This is a genomic window from Ruegeria faecimaris (genome assembly GCF_900182615.1).
Taxonomy (GTDB): domain Bacteria; phylum Pseudomonadota; class Alphaproteobacteria; order Rhodobacterales; family Rhodobacteraceae; genus Ruegeria; species Ruegeria faecimaris.
In genome coordinates this window covers 58578-78948 of sequence record NZ_FXTE01000002.1, presented here as the reverse complement: position 1 = coordinate 78948, position 20371 = coordinate 58578, and the positions used below count along the sequence as shown (strand labels likewise).

22 protein-coding genes are annotated in these 20371 nt (G+C 57.9%); 6 read left to right on the top strand and 16 right to left on the bottom strand.

The window, feature by feature from the left end:
- Positions 1-27 precede the first annotated feature (27 nt).
- On the bottom strand, positions 28-720 hold the full coding sequence (locus FN806_RS06605; protein WP_142635330.1) for a COQ9 family protein: 693 nt from the start codon (positions 718-720) through the stop codon (positions 28-30).
- 111 nt (positions 721-831) lie between these two features.
- Between FN806_RS06605 and rpsU the strand changes: the two genes are divergently transcribed.
- Together rpsU and FN806_RS06595 are read left to right on the top strand one after the other, a co-directional pair.
- Positions 832-1038, top strand: a complete 207-nt coding sequence (gene rpsU / locus FN806_RS06600; protein WP_005614280.1) for a 30S ribosomal protein S21 — start codon at positions 832-834, stop codon at positions 1036-1038.
- Positions 1039-1305: 267 nt separating this feature from the next.
- Positions 1306-2433, top strand: coding sequence for a CAP domain-containing protein (locus tag FN806_RS06595; protein WP_142635328.1), 1128 nt, complete (start codon positions 1306-1308; stop codon positions 2431-2433).
- A 58-nt stretch (positions 2434-2491) separates the two neighbouring features.
- Here the strand turns inward: FN806_RS06595 and ppk2 are convergent, their stop codons facing one another.
- Positions 2492-3409 carry a polyphosphate kinase 2 gene (gene ppk2 / locus FN806_RS06590; protein WP_142635326.1) on the bottom strand — a complete coding sequence of 306 codons (918 nt, stop codon included), beginning with the start codon at positions 3407-3409 and terminating at the stop codon, positions 2492-2494.
- A 276-nt stretch (positions 3410-3685) separates the two neighbouring features.
- Here ppk2 and FN806_RS06585 point away from each other — a divergent pair, with 276 nt between their 5' ends.
- On the top strand, positions 3686-4525 hold the full coding sequence (locus tag FN806_RS06585) for a CPBP family intramembrane glutamic endopeptidase (RefSeq protein WP_142635324.1): 840 nt from the start codon (positions 3686-3688) through the stop codon (positions 4523-4525).
- A gap of 1 nt (position 4526) precedes the next feature.
- Here the strand turns inward: FN806_RS06585 and FN806_RS06580 are convergent, their stop codons facing one another.
- The gene (locus FN806_RS06580; protein WP_142635322.1) at positions 4527-4985 is read right to left on the bottom strand and encodes an Lrp/AsnC family transcriptional regulator; all 459 of its coding nucleotides are present in this window, start codon (positions 4983-4985) and stop codon (positions 4527-4529) included.
- 136 nt (positions 4986-5121) lie between these two features.
- On the opposite strand from FN806_RS06580, the gene ald reads away from it, so the two are divergent.
- A complete protein-coding gene (gene ald, locus FN806_RS06575) occupies positions 5122-6240 on the top strand; it encodes an alanine dehydrogenase (RefSeq protein WP_142635320.1) in 1119 nt (372 codons plus the stop codon).
- A gap of 169 nt (positions 6241-6409) precedes the next feature.
- Here the strand turns inward: ald and FN806_RS06570 are convergent, their stop codons facing one another.
- Both FN806_RS06570 and mscL read right to left on the bottom strand, forming a co-directional pair.
- Positions 6410-7219, bottom strand: a complete 810-nt coding sequence (locus FN806_RS06570; RefSeq protein ID WP_246097177.1) for a mechanosensitive ion channel family protein — start codon at positions 7217-7219, stop codon at positions 6410-6412.
- Between the two features lie 98 nt (positions 7220-7317).
- Complete coding sequence (mscL, locus tag FN806_RS06565) at positions 7318-7746, bottom strand: large conductance mechanosensitive channel protein MscL (RefSeq protein WP_142635318.1); 429 nt, start codon at positions 7744-7746, stop codon at positions 7318-7320.
- A 134-nt stretch (positions 7747-7880) separates the two neighbouring features.
- On the opposite strand from mscL, the gene FN806_RS06560 reads away from it, so the two are divergent.
- Positions 7881-8579, top strand: a complete 699-nt coding sequence (locus tag FN806_RS06560) for a glutathione S-transferase family protein (RefSeq protein WP_142635316.1) — start codon at positions 7881-7883, stop codon at positions 8577-8579.
- A gap of 36 nt (positions 8580-8615) precedes the next feature.
- Here the strand turns inward: FN806_RS06560 and FN806_RS06555 are convergent, their stop codons facing one another.
- From FN806_RS06555 to FN806_RS06505, 11 genes are all read right to left on the bottom strand, one after another.
- Complete coding sequence (locus FN806_RS06555; protein ID WP_142635314.1) at positions 8616-9065, bottom strand: YtoQ family protein; 450 nt, start codon at positions 9063-9065, stop codon at positions 8616-8618.
- A gap of 62 nt (positions 9066-9127) precedes the next feature.
- Positions 9128-10087 carry a hypothetical protein gene (locus FN806_RS06550; RefSeq protein ID WP_142635312.1) on the bottom strand — a complete coding sequence of 320 codons (960 nt, stop codon included), beginning with the start codon at positions 10085-10087 and terminating at the stop codon, positions 9128-9130.
- A 263-nt stretch (positions 10088-10350) separates the two neighbouring features.
- Positions 10351-12747: a phenylalanine--tRNA ligase subunit beta gene (pheT, locus tag FN806_RS06545; protein WP_142635310.1), complete on the bottom strand. Its 2397-nt coding sequence runs from the start codon at positions 12745-12747 to the stop codon at positions 10351-10353.
- 85 nt (positions 12748-12832) lie between these two features.
- Positions 12833-13240: a cupin domain-containing protein gene (locus tag FN806_RS06540; protein WP_142635308.1), complete on the bottom strand. Its 408-nt coding sequence runs from the start codon at positions 13238-13240 to the stop codon at positions 12833-12835.
- A 66-nt stretch (positions 13241-13306) separates the two neighbouring features.
- Complete coding sequence (locus FN806_RS06535) at positions 13307-14098, bottom strand: CE1 family esterase (protein WP_142635306.1); 792 nt, start codon at positions 14096-14098, stop codon at positions 13307-13309.
- Positions 14099-14359: 261 nt separating this feature from the next.
- Positions 14360-14665 carry a hypothetical protein gene (locus FN806_RS06530; protein WP_142635304.1) on the bottom strand — a complete coding sequence of 102 codons (306 nt, stop codon included), beginning with the start codon at positions 14663-14665 and terminating at the stop codon, positions 14360-14362.
- Positions 14666-15739, bottom strand: a complete 1074-nt coding sequence (gene pheS / locus FN806_RS06525) for a phenylalanine--tRNA ligase subunit alpha (RefSeq protein ID WP_142635302.1) — start codon at positions 15737-15739, stop codon at positions 14666-14668.
- A gap of 70 nt (positions 15740-15809) precedes the next feature.
- Entirely contained in the window at positions 15810-17180 is a 1371-nt protein-coding gene (locus FN806_RS06520) for a glutamate--cysteine ligase (RefSeq protein ID WP_142635300.1), read from the bottom strand.
- Positions 17181-17245: 65 nt separating this feature from the next.
- Positions 17246-17773 carry a hypothetical protein gene (locus FN806_RS06515; RefSeq protein ID WP_142635298.1) on the bottom strand — a complete coding sequence of 176 codons (528 nt, stop codon included), beginning with the start codon at positions 17771-17773 and terminating at the stop codon, positions 17246-17248.
- Positions 17770-18618, bottom strand: a complete 849-nt coding sequence (locus tag FN806_RS06510) for a GNAT family N-acetyltransferase (protein ID WP_142635296.1) — start codon at positions 18616-18618, stop codon at positions 17770-17772. The genes FN806_RS06515 and FN806_RS06510 overlap by 4 nt, the downstream gene beginning before the upstream one ends.
- A complete protein-coding gene (locus FN806_RS06505) occupies positions 18615-19340 on the bottom strand; it encodes a 16S rRNA (uracil(1498)-N(3))-methyltransferase (RefSeq protein WP_142635294.1) in 726 nt (241 codons plus the stop codon). Before FN806_RS06505 ends, FN806_RS06510 begins: the two co-directional genes overlap by 4 nt.
- A 12-nt stretch (positions 19341-19352) precedes the next feature.
- Here FN806_RS06505 and ubiA point away from each other — a divergent pair, with 12 nt between their 5' ends.
- The gene (gene ubiA, locus FN806_RS06500; protein ID WP_142635293.1) at positions 19353-20315 is read left to right on the top strand and encodes a 4-hydroxybenzoate octaprenyltransferase; all 963 of its coding nucleotides are present in this window, start codon (positions 19353-19355) and stop codon (positions 20313-20315) included.
- Positions 20316-20371: the final 56 nt, after the last annotated feature.

Here is a 20371-nt window from a genome sequence, read left to right as displayed (position 1 = left end):
AAACGTCAAGGCCCAGTAGCAAGAGGACTACTTGCGCGGTGTCAGGAATCCGGGAAGCGTGCCGTGGGTTTTAGCCGGAGCTTTAACCTGCCCGGCCAACCAATTCGGAACAGCAAGAAACGGTCTGAACAGAGGATTGTCCCTCACCTGCCTCTTAAGCTTTTCGAACTGCATGACATTGTCGATACGACGGTCCAGAAACTCCCACGTTTTCTGATTCCCGGGCGAATCGTCCCCCAACCAGAACAACAGGGTCGAGGAATAGACCCCCGACAATGTCGCCCGCTTGGTGTACCAGTTCACGTCGTCCGACGTGTCTCCCAACGTGTCCCAGATCAGATCACAGGTTTGCCATACTGCCCTTGCGCCATCAGCCGCGTGGCTTGGCAGCGAAAACATGGTCATACCCCGGCGCACGAGTTCCTTATCCGGCACGGCCTGCAGCCGGAAGCGGACGGCAGCAGCGATCCGGTCACGGAATTTGATATCGCCCAAATCCTCAGTTTTAAGGCGATCTGCCATCACTGCGTCCCCGCGCGCATGAAATGTCAACGCCAGGTCAACGGCACCACGCGGACAAATCGCACGCACCAGAACGTCATCCATTCCACATTCTTCAATCGCCGCGCGAAAGCTGGTTTCCGACCAGCCATCGAAAGGAACATGTGTCAGCATCGCATCCAAAAGCTGCTGCTTGGCGTCTTCATAGGTGGTGGTCATGGCGGTTCTCCGGTTATCAGGACCAGTACTAGACAAGATAGAGGTGCTTTGCTATACGGCCAATTCCTGCAATTTCCTTGCAACTCTATCTAGAAAGGTGGTGACAACCACATGCAGGTTAGTGTTCGCGACAATAACGTCGATCAGGCGCTTCGTGCCCTGAAGAAAAAGCTGCAGCGCGAAGGCGTGTTCCGCGAGATGAAGCTTAAGCAACATTTCGAGAAACCGTCCGAGAAAAAAGCGCGCGAGAAAGCTGAAGCGATCCGCCGTGCCCGTAAACTGGCACGTAAGAAAGCACAGCGCGAAGGTTTGCTCTAAGCACCTTCCTCGTCCAGTTTTGGATGACACTATTTGACGACCCCCGAGGCATCGCCCGGGGGTTTGTCGTTTTCAGGGTGACGTTGCGCGCTTTTTCGCGACTGGCTGACGCAACCCAGCGTCAATGCGCGATAAATCGCGAACTCAGATTCAACTTCCGGTGGCGATCTGCCCACCAACCGCGAGCGGCACGATTGTGTCTTCTCGTCGCCAAGTTCTCGCCACTAATGTCCCGCCAAAATAACGCAATCTATTGGAGGCAGAATCATGTCAACGGCCAGCGATCTAGAGCGGCAGATGCTCGCATTGATCAATGCAGAGCGGGCAAAGGCGGGCTTACAACCGGTCAAGCTTGAGCTTCGGCTGAACGCAGCGGCGGAAGATCACAGCGAGTGGATGCTGAACGTCGATAAGTTCAGCCATACCGGCGCCGGGGGTTCGCGACCATCGGACAGAATGGAAGATGCGGGCTTCGAATTCTCCGGAAGCTGGCGTGCGACTGAAAACATCGCATGGCAGAGTGTCCGCGGAGCGCCGGGGCTGTCGGATGATGTTCAGGATCTGCACAACAGCCTGATGAACAGTTCCGGCCATCGCGCGAATATTCTGGACGCCAACGTGACCGTTATCGGAATTGGGATTGAGGTCGGAAACTATGACGGCTGGAACGCCATCATGGTGACCCAGAACTTTGCACGGACCTCTGCGCCTTTGCAGCTTGATACCAGCAGTTCGGGTGGTTCCGGTGGTTCCACACCTCCACCGCCCTCGGGGCAGTTGGACGTCAGGGCTGGCAAGATCGGCACTGCTGCGGATGACTGGTTCGTTTTGAAATCCGGACAGGCTGGCCTTTTGGATGGGCGCGGCGGTGATGATATCCTGGTTGGCGGCGGCGGCCGAGATAAGCTGCTTGGCCGCTCCGGCGACGACACCCTGAACGGCGAAGGCGGAAATGACACTCTGGTTGGCGGTGCTGATAATGACGACCTGAATGGGGGTGATGGCAAAGACCTTCTGAAAGGCGGCTATGGCATTGACCAGCTGGACGGCGGCGCCGGAAACGATGTGCTTAAAGGCGGGCAGGACAACGACATTCTTATCGGTGGCGCTGGCAACGATAAGTTGCTTGGTGGCAATGGAGCAGATGTCATGACCGGTGGCACCGGAGTGGATCAATTCTACTTCACCAAGGGCGCGGATACTGTGACGGATTTCACCGACGAGGATATCGTCAACCTCCGGCAGGCCAAGTCTATCGTTGGGTATAACGATCTGATGAAGAACCACATTTCGCAATCCGGAAATGACGTCATCATCGATGCCGGTAACGGCCACACCCTGACACTAGAAGATACCTTGTTATCGGACCTGGCCAGAGACGACTTTGTGTTCTGAAGGCCGGACAAGCGAAAACTAAAGCCACGCCCCCGGAATCCGGGGGCGTTTTTCGTGATCAGTAAATCTTGGGCACGTACAGCTCGTCCGGCAAAACACGCCGTTCGTATTCCGGATTATATTTGCGATCCGGGAGATCAACTTTTTCCTGCGGTACATCCGTATAGGGGATCTTGGTCAGAAGGTGCTCAATACAGTTCAGGCGCTCACGCTTTTTGTCGTTGCCTTCGACGATGTACCAGGGCGCCTCTCGGATGTTGGTACGGAACAGCATGTCCTCTTTGGCTTTGGTATAGGCCTCCCAGCGGATACGGGATTCCAGATCCATGGGGGACAGTTTCCACTGTTTCATAGGATCGTGAATCCGCATAAGGAATCGCAGCTGCTGTTCCTCATCCGTGATCGAGAACCAGTATTTCAGCAAGATGATCCCGGATCGAACCAACATCCGTTCGAATTCGGGAACGTCCTGAAAGAACTGATCAACCTGATCATTGCTGGCAAACCCCATCACCCTTTCGACCCCGGCACGGTTATACCAGGACCGATCGAACAGAACGATCTCACCGGCGGCGGGCAGATGCGGGACGTAACGCTGGAAATACCACTGGCTCTGCTCACGACGACTGGGCGCCGGCAGAGCAACCACCCGGGCAACACGCGGATTCAGGCGCTGCGTAATCCGCTTAATCACCCCACCCTTGCCAGCACTGTCCCGGCCTTCAAACAGGATACAGACCTTGGCACCGGTATGTTGCACCCAGTCCTGCACCTTGATCAGTTCAGCCTGAAGTCGCAGCAAGTTACGGAAATAGACTTTGCGATCCAGCATGTCGGGATGCTGATCCTTGTAGATCTTCCGCACTTCCACCGACAGCATGGGCTCGCTGAATTCGATCTCAAAATCTTCGTCCAGCGCGTCTTCCAACTCGGCTTCGAGCCAGTCTTTTGGTGCATGGTTAAATTCGTCGGTCAAGGTCTGCTCCTTATCAATTAACGGGTCAGGACCCTATCAGGCGCGTGTAACCGCCTGATGTCATCACAGAGGTAGATGAAAGCCTTTTTCTAAGCTTATCTGCCGGGGTCAGCAAGATCACTGCCCCAGGAATTCGGAAACTTGGCATTTCCGCTCGGCTGGATCATTCAATCGCCAGAGCCACCCCTACTTCAGCTTGTATGAAGCCTGTTAACATGACTTGCCAGCCCGAGTGTTCTGAGGGCATCAAAGCACAGGTCATTTCAGAGAGGGGCCGTGGCGCATTTCATATCTGTTCTGCCGGTTGTTTGGCCCTGGTTTATCCTGATCGCCGCGCAGATATGCGCTGTTTCAGGGAAATGGTCTTTGGGGTTCGTTCTGCTGACCTGTTTTGGCCTGATTGCTCTGACCTTGGGTCTGGTCACGCCCTTTGCCGCAGCTATTGCGTCAGCTGGTCTTGCCGGAGCGTTGATGCTACGCGGTTTGAACGGTGCGTTTTCCTTTGTTGGACATATCGCCTTGATCCTGTGGTGCCTGGCCATGGGCGCACATCTGGTTCCGGGCTTTCATAACCTTCTGGTACTGGACCAGGCTCATTCCGGTCCGGGCAGCACCGATTTCACGATGTACCTGAACCTGGACAAGCCTCTGATCCTGTTCGCCGTCCTTCTGGCCTGGCCACGCATGAATGATGGGGTAGCGTATATACGCAAATCGCCGCTGGCGGTCGGGCTGGTCGCATTGCCGGCCCTGTTTCTACTTGGCCTCTCAGTTGGTGCCATCCGGCCAGAGTTCACCCTTCCCCATTGGTGGATGATCTTTGCACTTTCCAACCTGTTTCTGACCTGCCTCACGGAAGAGGCCTTTTTCCGTGGCTATCTGCAATCAGCACTTTCCAAACGCCTGGGGGCTGCTGCGGGGATTGCTGCGGCCAGCCTGCTTTTCGGGCTTGCACATTTTGCAGGTGGACCTGCATTGGTTTTCTTTGCAGCCCTTCTTGGCGCGGCATGTGGCCTGGGATATTACGCGACAGGACGTCTTTGGGTTCCGGTTCTGATGCATTTCGCCTTTAACGCGGCGCATCTGGTGATTTTCACCTATCCCGGCCCAGCCTAGGTTAAACCGGCAACGCCGTCGTCTTGAACACAGTCCGAAGCGCGAATGAACTTTGCATCTGCGCCACGCCTGGAAGTCGAGACAGATATTGGCGATGGATGCGGGCGAAATCCTCGGTGTTTTCGGCAACGACCTTCAGGATGTAATCCGCAGTTCCTGCCATCAGGTGGCATTCCAAAACATCCGGGATCCGCGCAACAGCTTTTTCGAAGGCCTCCAGTACTTCCTCGGCCTGGCCCTGCAAGGTGATCTCGACAAACACCGTTGTTGGCACATTCATCTTGCGCGCGTCCAACAAGGCAACGTAGTTGCGGATATAGCCATCGGCCTCAAGCCTCTGTACCCGCCTATGGCAGGCCGAAGGCGACAAATTCACCTGCTCGGACAATTCAGCATTCGACATACGACCATTCCGCTGCAAGGCAGCCAAAATCTTTCTATCTGTCGTATCAAGGCTCATCCACGCAATTCCTTTGCGGGTTTTACCCATTGTAGCGAAGATTTTCCCGAAGAAAAGCCGGAATGCGGGCAGAGTTTCACAGAAATTGCACCCGAAACCGCCCATTATTTAGGCAGTTTAGGAACGGAGAGACCTAATGAAAATCGGTTGCCCCAAAGAAATCAAGCCGCAGGAATTCCGTGTCGGCATGACGCCCAACGCCGCACAAGAGGCGGTGTCTCGTGGCCATGACGTGATAATCGAAAACGGAGCTGGCATTGGCGCCGGGTTTGACAACGATGATTACGTCGCCGCAGGTGCCCGCATCGTGGACAGTGCAGAAGAAGTTTTTGCCACCGCAGAGATGATTGTCAAAGTCAAAGAACCCCAGGCGGGCGAACGCAAGATGCTGCGTGAAGGGCAGCTTTTGTTCACCTACCTGCATCTGGCCCCGGATCCGGATCAGACCCATGACCTGCTGGAATCGGGCTGTACGGCTATCGCCTATGAGACAGTGACCGATGCAAATGGAGGTCTGCCCCTGCTTGCACCCATGTCCGAGGTTGCGGGCCGTCTGGCACCACAGGTCGGATCCTGGACGCTGCAAAAGGCGAATGGCGGCCGCGGAGTGCTGATGGGTGGCGTCCCCGGCGTTGGTCCAGCAAAAGTTGTGGTTATCGGTGGGGGCGTCGTCGGTACCCATGCCGCCAAGATCGCTGCAGGTATGGGCGCGGATGTGACGGTACTGGACCGGTCTCTGCCCCGGCTGCGTTATCTGGACGACGTGTTCGGCGGTCAGTTCAAGAACCAGTATTCAACTGCAGGTGCGACCGCGGAGCTGATCCAGACAGCCGACATGGTGATTGGCGCTGTGCTGATTCCGGGTGCTGCAGCGCCGAAACTGGTGACACGCGCGCAGCTGTCCACCATGAAACCCGGCGCGGTTCTGGTGGATGTTGCCATCGACCAGGGCGGCTGTTTTGAAACCTCAAAGGCCACAACCCATGCGGACCCGATCTATGAAGTTGACGGCGTCATGCATTACTGCGTGGCCAACATGCCCGGCGCGGTTGCAAGAACGTCAACAATAGCACTGGGCAACGCCACAATGCCGTTCATGCTAGCACTGGCGGATAAAGGATGGAAACAGGCCTGTCAGGATGATCCGCACCTGCTGGCTGGCTTGAACGTTCACGCCGGCCAACTCACCTATTATGCGGTTGGCAAAGCGCTTGGGATTGACGTGGTATCCCCCAACGTCGTCGTCAAATCCTGACGGAAGCCTCCAACCCCTGAAGCGTTGGGCATAGCGCCGCCTCTTCGAAGCGGCGTGACCTGTTCACAGCGTTGAACGGGGCACCAAAAACAACGACGCCGCGCGATTAGCGCGGCGCCGGGCCCAACCGGAGGAGGGTATTTCAATGCCCGAGCGACGGGCGGGAGCATCATCCCTGTTTCTGGATCTCGACCGAATGCGGGTATGGTATCGAAACGCCTTTTGCATCAAACGCTTCTTTGACTGCTTTGGTCATTTCAAATTTGACATCCCAATAATCGACAGCGGCACACCACAAGCGCACCGTCAGATCGACCGAGCTGTCCCCCAGATTTGTGACCCGCACCCAGGGCTCGGGATCGCCGTGGATGCGCCCGTCAGCCATTGCGAGGTCCAGAATGATTTTCATCGCCTCATCCGCGCTATCGCCATAGTCGATACCAAACACCAAATCTACACGACGCGTCTCGTGTGCCGAGTAGTTGGTGATAACTGACCCCCAAGCCTGGCCATTGGGTACAATGATCTGCACATTGTCGGGGGTCACGAGTTCGGTCGTGAACAGATTCAGATCTTTGACAGTTCCGGCTGTTCCGCCGATGTCGACATATTGGCCAAGCTTATACGGCCGGAAGACAACCAACATCACGCCTGCTGCCAGATCACTAAGTGTACCCTGCAGCGCCAGGCCAATGGCCAGCGAAGCAGCGCCCAAAATGGCAACGATACTGGTTGCTTCGATCCCGAAGATGCCCAGAACAGCCACAATTACCATGGCCAGAATGGCCCATTTGATCATGCTGGCGGCAAAATTGCCCAGCGTCGGATCAATATGGGGCGTTTTGTTGATACGGCGGCGAACAACCCCAGCGATCATTCCTGCCGCAATCCAGCCCAATATCAGAACAATCAGAGCCTTGCCCGCACTCATCAAGATTGGCACATAGCCGTTTGCCATATCCATGGCTTGATTTGCCATTTCCATCGTCTGCTCCAATTCGGGTTTCCTTCTGCTTTCAGATCGTTAATTGACTCCCACCTATCTGGTGGGCTCCTCTTCTGCCGTAACTGCAGGAGTCACTTTTTCAGTGCGTCGCGGATTTCCATCAGGATGTCCAGCTCGCTTGGCCCGGCTGGCGCTTCTTCTTCCGCCGGTGCTTCCTCTTCTGCCGCCTCTTTGACCCGGTTCACCATTTTGACCAGCATGAAAACCACCCAGGCGATGATCAGAAAGTTGATGATCGCCATGATGAACGCACCATATGCAAAAACAGAAGCACCGGTTTCCCGCGCCGCTTCCAGGCTCGCCCCTTCGGCGACATCACCGGCCAGAACGGAGTAGTTGTTGGTGAAATCAACCCCACCCGTAAACAGGCCAATCAATGGATTGATCAGATCGCCAACAAGCGACGTAACAATTGCGGTAAATGCGGCTCCAATGATGATACCCACCGCCATATCCATGACATTGCCTTTGGCAATGAATGTCTTGAACTCCTGGAACATAACTTCCCTCTTTCCCTGTTGTCATTTTTATGCGCCTAAACGCACGGCAACTGTGCGCTAATTGCACTATAAAATGTATGTTTTTATGGGAAATCGTGACTATTTTTCCCCAATCGGCTTATTCAGGAGACCCCATGACACATTTTGCGTCTTATTCCATTACAGACAAATGGCCTGCCAAAGACCCTTCGGTCATTCAGCTCTATTCTTATCCGACGCCTAATGGCGTCAAAGCCTCGATCATGCTTGAGGAAACCGGCCTGCCCTACGAGGCGCATCTGGTCACGCTTGCGGATGCGGATGTCAAAAGCTCCGAGTTCCTGTCGCTGAACCCCAACAACAAAATCCCTGCAATCATTGACCCGAACGGTCCTGATGGACATCCCCTGGGCCTGTTCGAAAGCGGTGCGATCCTGTTGTATCTGGCCGAGAAGTCAGGGAAATTCATGGGCCAGACACAAAGCGACAGACATCGCATTACCCAATGGCTCATGTTCCAGATGGGTGGAATTGGTCCCATGCTTGGGCAACTTGGCTTTTTCCACAAATTCGCCGGGAAAGAGATCGAAGATCCGCGCCCACGTGAGCGTTATCTCAACGAGGCAAAGCGGCTGTTAAATGTCGTGAACAATCAACTTGATGGCCAGGAATGGATCGCCGGGGATTACTCGATCGCCGACATTGCAATCGTCCCCTGGCTGCGCGGGTTGGATTTTTATGGTGCCCGAGACATTGTTGGCTGGGATGAGTACGCAAATCTCCAACCTTATCTTGATCGGTTTCTTGCGCGTCCCGCCGTTCAGCGCGGGCTGCAGATTCCTTCCCCAGGTTAACACGTGTGGCGTGAGGTAATACCTCACCCCATCCATTTAACTTGGAAGCTTACCCGTCAGAACATACCGCAGCACATCCACCACCTGCGAGGGATGTTCAGCAACAGCCAGGGCGGCTGCATCAACCTCTTTCAACGCGTGCTGATGATCTGGCCCGTGCACTACGATGATCGACTTGCCCAAAGCCGCCGCATATCCCGCGTCAAAGGCTGCGTTCCATTGCTTGTATTGATCGCCAAAGCGGACGACCACGACATCCGCGTCTGAAATGCCCTTGCGGGTTCGGATCGCATTGACCATCGCACCCTTGTGGTCATGCCAATACTTGTTTGGCTCGGACCCCAAAATTGCAACGCCGCAATCGTCGCTGGCTTCGTGAATCGTGACAGGGCTGTTGAACGAAATGTCCAACCCTTTCGCCCCGTCAATGATCTGCTCGCGCCAGTCGGTGTGTATCTCTCCGGACAGGTAGACGTTCAGGCCCATTGATTTCTCCTTTGATTTTATTGGCGACCCTAAAGACAAAATGGACCTGACCCAAGGGGGGCTCAGAAAGCTAGCCTCCAAAACACCGGCTGCCCGTTGGGAACTGCCCTACGGGCCGCGCTGCGCTGCTTGCTTCCCAGAAACCCCGGCATCTCGGATGTTGGCTCGAACCCGAAACTGCGGGGCAAACGGGTATAGATCGACCGAGGCGGCAACCGCCCCCAGGTGATCCCTTTCAGCTGCGCGCCCGGTTCTGGCTGGTGCATCCATACTTCGCGAATGGCGAATTCGTCGCGCAGCAGCACCAACACTGCCAACATCATGACCTCGGCCCATATTTTCGCGTATTTCTGCTGCATCGCCTGCTCGTATTCACGCGTCAAACGCAACTCACGCGAACGGGGTGCCCGGCATTGCAGTCGACGCCGGGCATGGCCGACAAAGCGCAACCAGTCGGACTGAATTTCTTCAATCAGACAATAGCCACTTGTTAAATCTATATCCAAGCGGCACCAGGCCAGAGTCGGACGGCCATGCGTGCGTACCGGGTGCCAACAGCTTTGGAAAGCACCCACCGCCGCGCGCTGTTCGAATTTCCACAACAGCTCGGCATGCTCGGTCGGGAAGCCCAACTGCACCACAAGGTTATGCGCCTTGCGCGTGGTTTGTTCACCCGACCAGCGCTCAAAGCTCAGGCAGAAATCCAGCCATTCGGACTGATAGACCGCTTCTAAACCATGGAACGCCGCAGGGCTTAGCCCCTCCAGACGCACGGCGCGATCCGCATGGGCCACGGCCAGCACATCGTGCCGCCGCAAAACCCCGCCGCACCGCGCGATCATGGGTTTCAGCAAAGGACGCGCCAGCAAACGGGACAGCCCCGATTGCTTTAGATCCGAAACCGACATTTCGGCCTCCATCGACTGGCACAGCAACCAGGGGCTTTGCCGGTCGGTATAATAGTAGAATGGCATCTCTTCCGGCAGAATCTGCCGGATCATCGAGATGTCTTGGCGTTTCATGACAACTCTCCAACGGGAAACAGGCCCGCCGGTCAGTTGGCGGGCAATCAGGGTTTGGGCATTGCTTTTGCGAGGCTGGGATCTGGCATCTGGCAGACTCCGAATTGTGGTTGCATCAGGGGGCTGGACTTACGACCAGAGGCTGATTCCACTCAACCCCTGGATTTCCAGGGCGCCCAGGCGTTGCAGCACCGCAACACCGACATCCTAGAAACGAGAAAAGCGCACCGGTTGGCGCGCTTTGCATTTGGATTACGATGGCGTTAGCCGCGCAGAACGCCGCCTGTTGCCTTGGACACCTTGGCGATGATCTTTTCAGCCACCGCTTCGATATCTTTTTCCTTCAGGGTCACATCTGTTGGCTGCAGCCGAACAGTGATGGCCAGAGATTTCTTGCCCTCACCCAGGCTGCCGCCAATGAATTCATCAAAGACGCGCACATCCTCGATCAGCGCCTTGTCGGCCCCGGCAGCGGCATTCACCAGCGTCAGTGCCTCGACGCCTTCATCGACGACAAAAGCAAAGTCACGCTCGACCGCCTGCAGATCGCGCAGCTCCAGCGCCGCGCGGGTCGCCCCGGATTTACGCGGAAGAGGCACCTCATCCGGCCAGATAGTGAAAGCCACCGCCGGGCCCTTGATGTCCATCGCCTGCAACACACGCGGATGCAACTCGCCGAAAACGCCCAGTACCTTTTTCGGACCCAGACAAATTTTGCCGTGCCGGCCCGGATGCCACCAGGCATCGCCCTCGCGTAGGATCTGAACCTTGGCGGGTGCGCCGATGGCGGCCAAAACGGCCTCGGCATCTGCCTTGGCGTCGAACACATCCGCCGGGCGTGTGGCGCTATGCACATCCTTGGGGCCGTCGCGACCGACTAGCAGGCCGGTAATCTGGATTTTCTGATCGCCTGGCTCGCCGTCGTGAAAAACTGGGCCAACTTCAAACAGCGCCACATCCGCATAGCCGCGCGCCTGATTGCGGGCCGCCGCTTGCAACAGCCCCGGCAGCAGATCGGGGCGCATATGGCTCATCTCGGACGAAATCGGGTTTTCCAGTTGCGTCGCTTCACCGCCACCGCCAAACAGCGCCGCGGAAGTCTGATCAATGAATGTATAGCTGACGCATTCGTTATAACCCAATGCGGCACAGGTGCGGCGCGCCATCGACTGGCGGCGCTGAGTGGGAGTCATAACCGGTTTCGGAATGCCATCAGTGACCCTCGGCAGCGGCTTGCCCTGAAGCTTGGTCAGGGAGGCAATTCGTGCGACCTCTTCCACCAGATCAGCCTCGCCCATGACATCGGGGCGCCAGCTGGGGACATGGGCCATCTCGCCTTCAAGGCGGAAACCCAGACGGGTCAGGGTCTGGCGCTGCTCGCTTTCGGGAATGACCATCCCGACCAGCGATTGCACCCGGGCCGAGTCCAACTTGTAGGATCGCGCATGGTTCGGCGCTTTGCCCGCCTCAACCACTTTAGAGACCTCGCCACCGCAGATATCCAGGATCATCTGCGTCGCTTGTTCCAGCCCTTCCAGCGTATATTCCGGATCAACACCCCGTTCGAACCGGTAGCGCGCATCCGAGTTGATTTTCAACGCCCGGCCTGTCAGTGCAATTTGCACATGATCCCAAAACGCGCTTTCGAGGAAGACGTTCACGGTACCCTCGGTACAGCCGGTTTCTTCGCCGCCCATGATCCCTGCAATGGATTCCGGGCCGTTGTCGTCCGAAATCACCATCATGCCCGGTTGCAGCGTGTATTCCTTTTCGTCCAGCGCCACCAGCTTTTCGCCGCCTTTGGCCCTATGTACGCGCAGGTTGCCCTGAACCTTGTCCGCATCAAAGACATGCAGCGGACGGTTTTGGTCGAAGGTCATATAGTTGGTGATATCCACCAAGGCCGAGATCGGACGCAGGCCGATCGCCTTCAACTGATCCTGCAGCCACTGCGGGCTGGGGCCGTTCTTGACACCCTTGATCAGACGCCCGGTGAAATGCGGTGCTCCGTCCAGCGTGTCATCATCAATCGTCACCTTGATCGGGCTGACGAAATCGCCCGGCACCGGCACATAGTCGCGCTCTTTCAGCGTGCCGACCCCGCGTGCCGCCAGATCGCGCGCGATCCCGGCGACGCCCAGCGCATCGGGGCGGTTCGGGGTGATCGCAATCTCGATCATCGGATCGACCTTTGCGGGATCATTCTCGGCCAGCCAGTCAACGAACTGATCGCCGACCTCACCCGAGGGCAGCTCGATGATGCCGTCATGCTCTTCCGACAGCTCCAGCTCGCGCTCCGAGGCCATCATGCCAAAGCTTTCGACACCGCGGATCTTGCCGACGCTGATGGTGATGTCCAGGCCCGGAATATACATGCCCGGTTTGCAGACCACGACAGTGATACCTTCGCGCGCATTGGGCGCGCCGCAGATGATCTGCAGATCACCCTCATCCGTCGCAACCGTACAGACCCGCAGCTTGTCGGCATCAGGGTGCTGTTCGGCATGGGTCACTTTTCCCAGCGTAAAGCCCGCCAATCGGTCCGCCGGATTGACGATCTCTTCGACTTCGAGCCCCAGATCGGTCAGCGTTTCGGCGATCTCATCGACCGACGCGTCAGTGTCCAGGTGATCCTTGAGCCAGGAAAGGGTGAATTTCATCGGTCGTATTCCGCATAATCTTGGGTCAGCCCGCGTGTAACGGATATTCAGACAAGGGGAAAGAGGCCGTGTGCCACATGATCACCTACTGTTCGGCAACTGTGTTGGCGACGCTATCCGATCCGGCAAACACCGCCAAAATCCGCGCGATGCTTTCGCCAGTATTCGCCCCCACATGCGGGGATCGGAACGCTTCGACAAAGGCATCACCGGCTTTGTAGGTCTTTGTCCCCGCCGCGCCGTAATCGACAGTGATTTCCCCTTCCAGCACATAGGCCACCAGCGGAGCATTATGTCGGTGACTACCGGTCACTTGACCCGGCTGCATGGTAATGATGGCCATGGTGATCTGCGGCGTGCCGTCCGGGTATTCCAGCGCCTCTCCGATCACGGATTTGTCCGTTTGCAGCAACACATCAACAGGCGGATAGGCATCACGCGCCAGGGCAGAGGTTGCGGTCAGGATCGCGGCGGTCACCAGCAGGGGTTTCATCGGGCAAGGCTCCTTGGTCAGATGGCCTGCGCAGATGACCCCGGATGTAGGGGGCTGTCAAACGGGTCAGGGATAGACCGGCGCTCGTCCGGCCAGCTCATCCAACTGCCAGCCGATCCAGCCATGAGGGATGAAATGCCCGCCCGGATGCGTGTCCAACGTAACCTGCCCCTGCGCGCAATCGGTCCATTCCAGACGGCTGAGGGTCAGGAAAGGCTTCACGCTCCAATCGCCACGCGGGGTTGCACCGTTGCAATCGAACTTCGCCTTCCACAACGCCACCGGATAGGTCGTGTCCCCGCCCGGACCCAAGGGAAAATCCATCACCGTGTCGTCCAACCCATGCACATGGCGCACCTGGCGCGGGGCTTGCGAGCAATCCTCGGTCTGGCGAATGCTACCAGCCACCGCCAGCAGGGCCGCAATATCATCGCCGGATTGACAGACAAAGCGCCACGCCATCGCACCGCCATAGGAATAGCCCGAGACATAGATGCGATCCGGGTCGATCGGATAGCGCGTCGCCACATCCTCTAGCACCCGATCGGCAAAGGGGACGTCATCAGTGTCGGACGTCCAGAAATCCCAGCTTTTGCCGCGCCCGTTCGGGGCCACCAGCAGCACGCCGCGCAGTTTGGTGGCCCCTGCGATCCTTTCGTGGTTGACCACCACATCCCCCTGCCGCGCCCAGCCGTGGAAATGCAGCAATACCGGCAGAGGGCTTTCGCCATCCCAGCCGTCGGGTTCAAGCACATGATAGGAACGGTCGCCCAGCGGGCAGGCTGTGTCGCCGTGGCAGCCATTTGCTACAGCTTGGAGCGGGAGAAGGAAAAACAGGCAGGTCAGAATCCGAAACATAACTCGGAGCCTACCCCGCCCGCGCACGAAGTCACGTCACAACCCCGTGGGAGGCTGAAACAAGCCGCGCTATCGCCAGACCGTGGGGTGGCGATCCTTGGGCTGTGGAGGGCAGTTTATGCTGGCCAAATCCGTGCGCTGTTCGAGCGCTGCACTGACGGAGACAAATCGCCAGCCCGTGCGGGCGGTCTGGCGATAGCGCGGCATAAAGATGCCTCACTTCAGTATACGTGGCTATAATCTCTCGTGCCTAAAAATAAGCTACTTCGACTTCTCTTTCGCATATTTATCAATGAACTTCTTAGCGATTTCCTGCTGATCTGTCGCTTCTTTCCTTTGGTTCATTCGATTGGAATGAACAGTCATTGCCGCCCATGCACCGGGAAGCAAAGCGATCCCAACAAAGGGTAAAATCCAGCGAACAGCGTTTTCAAACATGTGCACCGTTGCAATCTGAAAAACAATTACTGAGACCGTAATTCCAACCAACCACACCAAAGGAGCTTTGGCTACGCGGCGGTGCCACCAATCGATGTACCGAGCCAGATATACGCCCAGCGGATACAACTACCGGCTCAAACCACCATGCAGGTTCGGCATATCCAGCGCTGCAAACCCGTAGTGCCGCAACCACCGCAGATCGCTGTCAAAGAACGCCCTCAGATCCGGAATGCCGTATTTCAACATCGCCAGACGGTCGATGCCGATACCAAAGGCAAAGCCCTGATAGACCTCGGGATCAATGCCACCGGCGGCGATCACCTTGGGGTGGACCATGCCCGAGCCCAGAATCTCCATCCAGTCGTCGCCCTCGCCGATCTTCAGCTGGCCGTTATCCCAGGAACAACGGATATCGACTTCGGCCGAGGGCTCAGTGAAGGGGAAGTGCGAGGCGCGGAAGCGCAGTTCGACATCGTCGACCTCGAAGAACGCCTTCACGAACTCTTCCAGAACCCATTTCAGGTTCGCCATCGAGATGTCCTTGTCGATGGCAAGACCTTCGACCTGATGGAACATCGGCGTGTGGGTCTGATCATAATCAGCGCGATAAACGCCGCCCGGACAAATGATGCGGATCGGCGCACCCTGCAGCTCCATTGAGCGGATCTGGACCGGCGAAGTATGGGTGCGCAGCACGTGCGGCGGGCGCTCGTCGCCCTCGGCACGGTGCATATAGAACGTGTCCATCTCGGCCCGCGCGGGGTGGTGGCCGGGGATGTTTAGCGCGTCGAAATTGTGCCAATCGGTCTCAATCCGCGGCCCTTCGGCCACCGAGAAACCCAGTTCGGCAAAGATCGCGGTCAGCTCCTCGGTCGCCTGGCTGACCGGGTGGATCGAGCCTTGGCGGCGCGCGCGCGTCGGCAGGGTAACGTCCAGCCATTCGGTGCGCAGACGTTCGTCCAGCGCGGCATCGGCAAGACCGGCTTTCTTGGCGGCCAGGGCCGAGTTGATCTCATCCTTCAGGGCGTTCAGCGCGGGGCCTGCGACCTGACGTTCCTCGGGGGTCATCTTGCCCAGCTCGCGCATCTTCAGCGCGACCTCGCCCTTTTTGCCCACGGCGGCGACGCGGATCGCCTCAAGCGTGTTCTCATCGCCCGCCTCGGCGATCTGCCCCAGATATTTTGCCTTAAGATCGTCCATGACGCCCTCTGAATTTGGTCGCCAACCTGCTATCGGCCCCGCCCCGCGAATGCAAGCGGGACGCGGTGGGTCAATAGCTGTATTCGGGATAAATTCGGGTCAGATCGCCGTTCCAGTCGCCATTGTAGTGTTCCAGCAACTCATCCGCCGGAACCTTGCCGGTATCGAGACTCTCCTTCAGCGCGTTCAGGAAATGCGTCTCATCGGGAACCAGGCCACCTGCGCCGGGATAGGCCCGGGCCTTGAGACCACTTTCCGAGATCGCAACCACTTCGCGGGCAAGATCATGCATGTTGATGTCGCCAACCTGCGCCTGCAGGCCATTGACGGCCGCCTGAACGCGCAGTTCCTCGCGCGTTTCGGCATCCCAGCCCTTGACCAGATCCCAGGCCGCATCCAGCGCGCCCTGATCATAGGTCAGGCCAACCCAGAAGGCAGGCAGCGCACACAGACGCCGCCACGGGCCACCATCCGCGCCGCGCATCTCCATGAATTTCTTGATCCGCGCCTCGGGGAAGGCGGTGGTCAGGTGATCGGCCCAATCAGACAGGGTAGGTGTTTCACCCGGCAGCGCGGGCAGTTTGCCCTGCAGGAAATCGCGGAAGGACATGCCCAGCGCGTTGATATACTGGCCATCGCGATAGACAAAGTACATCGGCACATCCAACGCGTATTGCACGTAGCGCTCGAACCCAAAGCCCTCTTCGAACACGAAGGGCAGCATGCCGGTGCGCGCATCGTCCAGGTGCCGCCAGATATGGCTGCGCCAGCTTTTCTGGCCGTTGGGCTTGCCCTCAAAGAAGGGCGAATTGGCAAACAGCGCGGTGGCCACCGGCTGCAAAGCCAGCGCGACGCGCAGTTTCTGCACCATGTCGGCCTCGGACCCAAAGTCGATATTGACCTGAACCGTGCAAGTGCGCCGCATCATGGCACGACCCATCGAGCCGACTTTCTCCATGTAATCGTTCATCAGCCGATAACGGCCTTTGGGCATCAGAGGCATCTGCTCATGGGTCCAGATCGGGGCCGCGCCCAGACCGATAAAGCCCACGCCGATTTCATCAGCGATATCCTTAACCTCGCGCAGGTGGGTGTTCACCTCGTCGCAGGTCTCGTGGATCGTCTCCAACGGCGCGCCAGACAGCTCTAGTGCACCGCCCGGTTCAAGGCTGACATTGGCGCCGTCTTTTTCCAGACCGATCAGGTGGCCCGCTTCGCGCACCTCGGCCCAGCCGTGCCGGTCGCGCAGCCCTTCAAGCACCGCCACAATCGACCGCGTGCCTTCGAATGGCAGCGGTTTCAGTGAGTCTTTACAATAGCCGAACTTTTCATGTTCGGTTCCGATGCGCCAATCGGCTTTGGGCTTGCAGCCCGATTCCAGATATTCGGCAAGTTGCTCGTGGCGTTCGATCGGTCCGCCGCCGGACTGGGGGATGGACATGAACCGTGCTCCGATCCTGATGTGTCTGTCTTGTTGGTCAGTCGTGGTCGCAAACGACGGCGGTGTCAATGCAACCGCATATGCGCAGGGCGCATCGGCTGACGCTCCCAAATTACTACGGGATGGACGGCCCCACCGTTCAATTCCGACAACATATGTTCTGTTTTCAACCCCGGCAGCGCCGAGAACACGTCAAACAGCGCTTCGGCCCCTTCGGCATTCACAGGAATGTGAAGTGTCGGCTGGCCAGGCTGTTCCAACACCCAATGCGCCGGATTCGAGGATGGGTCCAACGCCAACCGTTCGATTTCCCGCGTCGCGACCATGCCACCGTCCAGCGGGCCAAAATAGGATATCTGGCCTTCGTCGATGGTCACAACTCCGGGGCCACCGACGCCGGTGCGAAACCTGGCGCGCTGAACCCCGATAACGGCCAGTGCAAGCGACACCGCCACCAAAACCCAGCCCAACCAGCCCAGCAACCCACCCGGGCCGCTGATCCAGCTGAGGCCAACCAACAGAATGACACCGGCAACCAGCACTTCGCGCCAGCGCCACAGGGCCAGTTTCGCTTCGGGTCGGATGAAACTCATGCGGTATCCTCTGGGTTTATGAACAGGATGAGCGAGTACTGCCCCGCGGATTGAAAACCGATACCGATATAAGCACGCGCAGCGGAATCGGAAGCCGCAAACAAAACCGCGCGTTTCGCACCCGTACGGCGCGCCTCCTCCAGATGCAGCGCGACGGCCAGACGCGCATATCCACGGCCGCGCATTTCACGAGGTGTAAAGACCCCACCAATCTGCACGACTTCTTGCAAGCGCGCGTTAAAACCAGTCATGGCGACAGGCTGATCGTCGACCAGCAACACACGATGAGAATCACGTGCGGTATAGGCGTCGCAATCCAAGCCAGCCTGTTTTTGCGCTCGTGACGAATTGAATTCCATTGCTTCGATCAGGTAGTCAGACCGCCACCTTTCGACGACTTCACGATCAAACGCACCCAAAGGCACCAATTCTGCGCTTGTAGCATCCGGAATAGTAAGCTGTTCCAAATCCAGCGTGAAACCCGGTTCATCGCTGTTCAGCGTTGCCGGCCGATCCTCCCACCCCGCAAGACGCATGATCCGGCGGGCCTGTGTTGCCTCAGCCGCCATTCCAAACAAGGCACGCCCCCGGATCAGATCAATCGCAGCGGCCAGTTCTTCATCTGTGCAATCGGGACATTGCGGTAAAACCATGCCCTCATTCGTGATGGAGAACGCCGCACGGGGATCGTCGCCCAACACCCAGATATTAACGGCACGTCGGTCCGTGCCCCGCAATCCAAAATCACGCAGATTGGCCAAGGGGAACATCGACGTCTGAATGTGGCGCATTAGAAACTGGTCGATCTTCGGTACATCCACCTCCTGCGCGAGACGCCAAATCATGACCAGTCCCCCAACGCCTGCTGCCACATGGTCAGAGCCGCAACGGCTGCAGTATCCGCGCGCAGGATACGCGGGCCAAGACTGACGACATGGGCATAGGGTAAGGCGGTCAGCCGGGCACGTTCACGTTGGGAAAAGCCGCCCTCGGGTCCGATAAGGATCGCCCATGGCAACCCCTTTTCATGCGCCGCCAGGCGCAGGGCCGAGCCGACCTCGGCCTCGTTACAAAACATCAGTTGACGCCCCTCGGGCCAGCCATCCAGAACTCGGTCCAGCCGCTGCAGATCGGCGACCTCGGGCACGAAGGTACCGCCGCATTGCTCGGCGGCCTCGACCGCATGGGCTTGCAAGCGGTCCTGGCGGATACGTTCGGAATTGGTGAATTCTGTCTGCACCGGCATGATCCGCGCCGCACCCATTTCCGCCGCCTTTTCAACGATGAAATCGGTGCGTGCCTTTTTGATCGGGGCGAACAGGAACCACAGGTCAGGTGGCCGTTGCAGCGGTTTGGTCTGTTCGACACAGGTCAGTACACCGCCACGCTTTCCCGCTTCGGCCACTTCGGCCTGCCATTCTCCGTCCTGTCCGTTAAACAAGGCAACCTGCCCCCCCACAGTCAGGCGCATGACACCGAACAGGTAATGTGCCTGCTCGCGCGTCAATTCTACCGATTGCCCCGGACCCAAAGGGTGCTCTACATACAGTCTGATCTTTGCACTCATGAGACCTTACATATGCAAGGCAATGCGCCAACACCAGACGGTCAGGTCGCTGATGCGGTCAGCGGCAACTGGGTCGACACCTATGCGCCGGAATTCTCGCGCCCTTACCTGCGGCTGAGCCGGGCTGATCGGCCTATCGGCACATGGCTGCTGCTGATCCCCTGCTGGTGGGGACTGACGCTGGCCATCCTCAGCGACGGCACCCCGCGGTGGGAGGACCTCTGGATCGCCATCGGTTGTGCCATCGGTGCCTTTTTGATGCGCGGCGCGGGCTGCACTTGGAATGACATTTCGGACCGCGACTTTGATGCAAAAGTGGAACGGACCCGGTCGCGCCCGATCCCTTCTGGGCAGGTCAGTGTTCGGCAGGCCGCTATCTGGATGGTGCTGCAATGCCTGCTGGCATTGTTAGTTCTGCTGAGCTTCAACCAGGCCGCCATCGCCATGGGCGTGCTGTCCCTGTTGCCCGTCGCTGTCTACCCCTTCGCCAAAAGGTTCACCTGGTGGCCACAGGTATTTCTGGGACTGGCTTTCAACTGGGGCATCCTGCTGACCTGGGCCGCGCATACCGGAACGGTGGGCGGCCCGGCTATCACTCTGTACCTGGCCGGCATCGCCTGGACGCTGTTCTACGACACGATCTATGCGCATCAGGACGCCGAGGATGACGAGTTGATCGGTATCAAATCCACCGCCCGCCTGTTCGGGACAAATACTGCGCATTGGTTAAAGTATTTCCTGGTCGCCACTGTATCCCTAATGGCGCTGGCCATTATAGACGCCATGACGCGGCAGGCCCCAATTACAGCCATGTTCGTTGCACTTGCCGGACCTTGGGCGATGGGATGGCATATGACGTGGCAACTGCGTGGGCTGGACACTGAAGACAACGCCAAATTGCTGCAGCTTTTCCGGGCCAACCGGGATACCGGCCTTATTCCGCTGATCTTCCTTTGCATTGCTGGGTTGCTCTGATTGCACCTCGGCGCGGGCCTCTGTAAGAGTCCTGCTCAATAACTTCAGGAGTCGTC

Coding starts and splice junctions, on each gene's coding strand:
- FN806_RS06550 (WP_142635312.1), bottom strand. CDS start 10,087: ATGAAACGCCAAGACATCTCGATGATCCGGCAGATTCTGCCGGAAGAG.
- pheS (WP_142635302.1), bottom strand. CDS start 15,739: ATGGACGATCTTAAGGCAAAATATCTGGGGCAGATCGCCGAGGCGGGC.
- FN806_RS06570 (WP_246097177.1), bottom strand. CDS start 7,219: ATGGCAAATCAAGCCATGGATATGGCAAACGGCTATGTGCCAATCTTG.
- FN806_RS06510 (WP_142635296.1), bottom strand. CDS start 18,618: ATGATTTGGCGTCTCGCGCAGGAGGTGGATGTACCGAAGATCGACCAG.
- ubiA (WP_142635293.1), top strand. CDS start 19,353: ATGCAAGGCAATGCGCCAACACCAGACGGTCAGGTCGCTGATGCGGTC.
- pheT (WP_142635310.1), bottom strand. CDS start 12,747: ATGAAATTCACCCTTTCCTGGCTCAAGGATCACCTGGACACTGACGCG.
- FN806_RS06535 (WP_142635306.1), bottom strand. CDS start 14,098: ATGTTTCGGATTCTGACCTGCCTGTTTTTCCTTCTCCCGCTCCAAGCT.
- FN806_RS06540 (WP_142635308.1), bottom strand. CDS start 13,240: ATGAAACCCCTGCTGGTGACCGCCGCGATCCTGACCGCAACCTCTGCC.
- mscL (WP_142635318.1), bottom strand. CDS start 7,746: ATGTTCCAGGAGTTCAAGACATTCATTGCCAAAGGCAATGTCATGGAT.
- FN806_RS06560 (WP_142635316.1), top strand. CDS start 7,881: ATGACACATTTTGCGTCTTATTCCATTACAGACAAATGGCCTGCCAAA.
- ald (WP_142635320.1), top strand. CDS start 5,122: ATGAAAATCGGTTGCCCCAAAGAAATCAAGCCGCAGGAATTCCGTGTC.
- FN806_RS06515 (WP_142635298.1), bottom strand. CDS start 17,773: ATGAGTTTCATCCGACCCGAAGCGAAACTGGCCCTGTGGCGCTGGCGC.
- FN806_RS06580 (WP_142635322.1), bottom strand. CDS start 4,985: ATGAGCCTTGATACGACAGATAGAAAGATTTTGGCTGCCTTGCAGCGG.
- FN806_RS06605 (WP_142635330.1), bottom strand. CDS start 720: ATGACCACCACCTATGAAGACGCCAAGCAGCAGCTTTTGGATGCGATG.
- rpsU (WP_005614280.1), top strand. CDS start 832: ATGCAGGTTAGTGTTCGCGACAATAACGTCGATCAGGCGCTTCGTGCC.
- FN806_RS06505 (WP_142635294.1), bottom strand. CDS start 19,340: ATGAGTGCAAAGATCAGACTGTATGTAGAGCACCCTTTGGGTCCGGGG.
- FN806_RS06595 (WP_142635328.1), top strand. CDS start 1,306: ATGTCAACGGCCAGCGATCTAGAGCGGCAGATGCTCGCATTGATCAAT.
- FN806_RS06520 (WP_142635300.1), bottom strand. CDS start 17,180: ATGTCCATCCCCCAGTCCGGCGGCGGACCGATCGAACGCCACGAGCAA.
- FN806_RS06555 (WP_142635314.1), bottom strand. CDS start 9,065: ATGGGCCTGAACGTCTACCTGTCCGGAGAGATACACACCGACTGGCGC.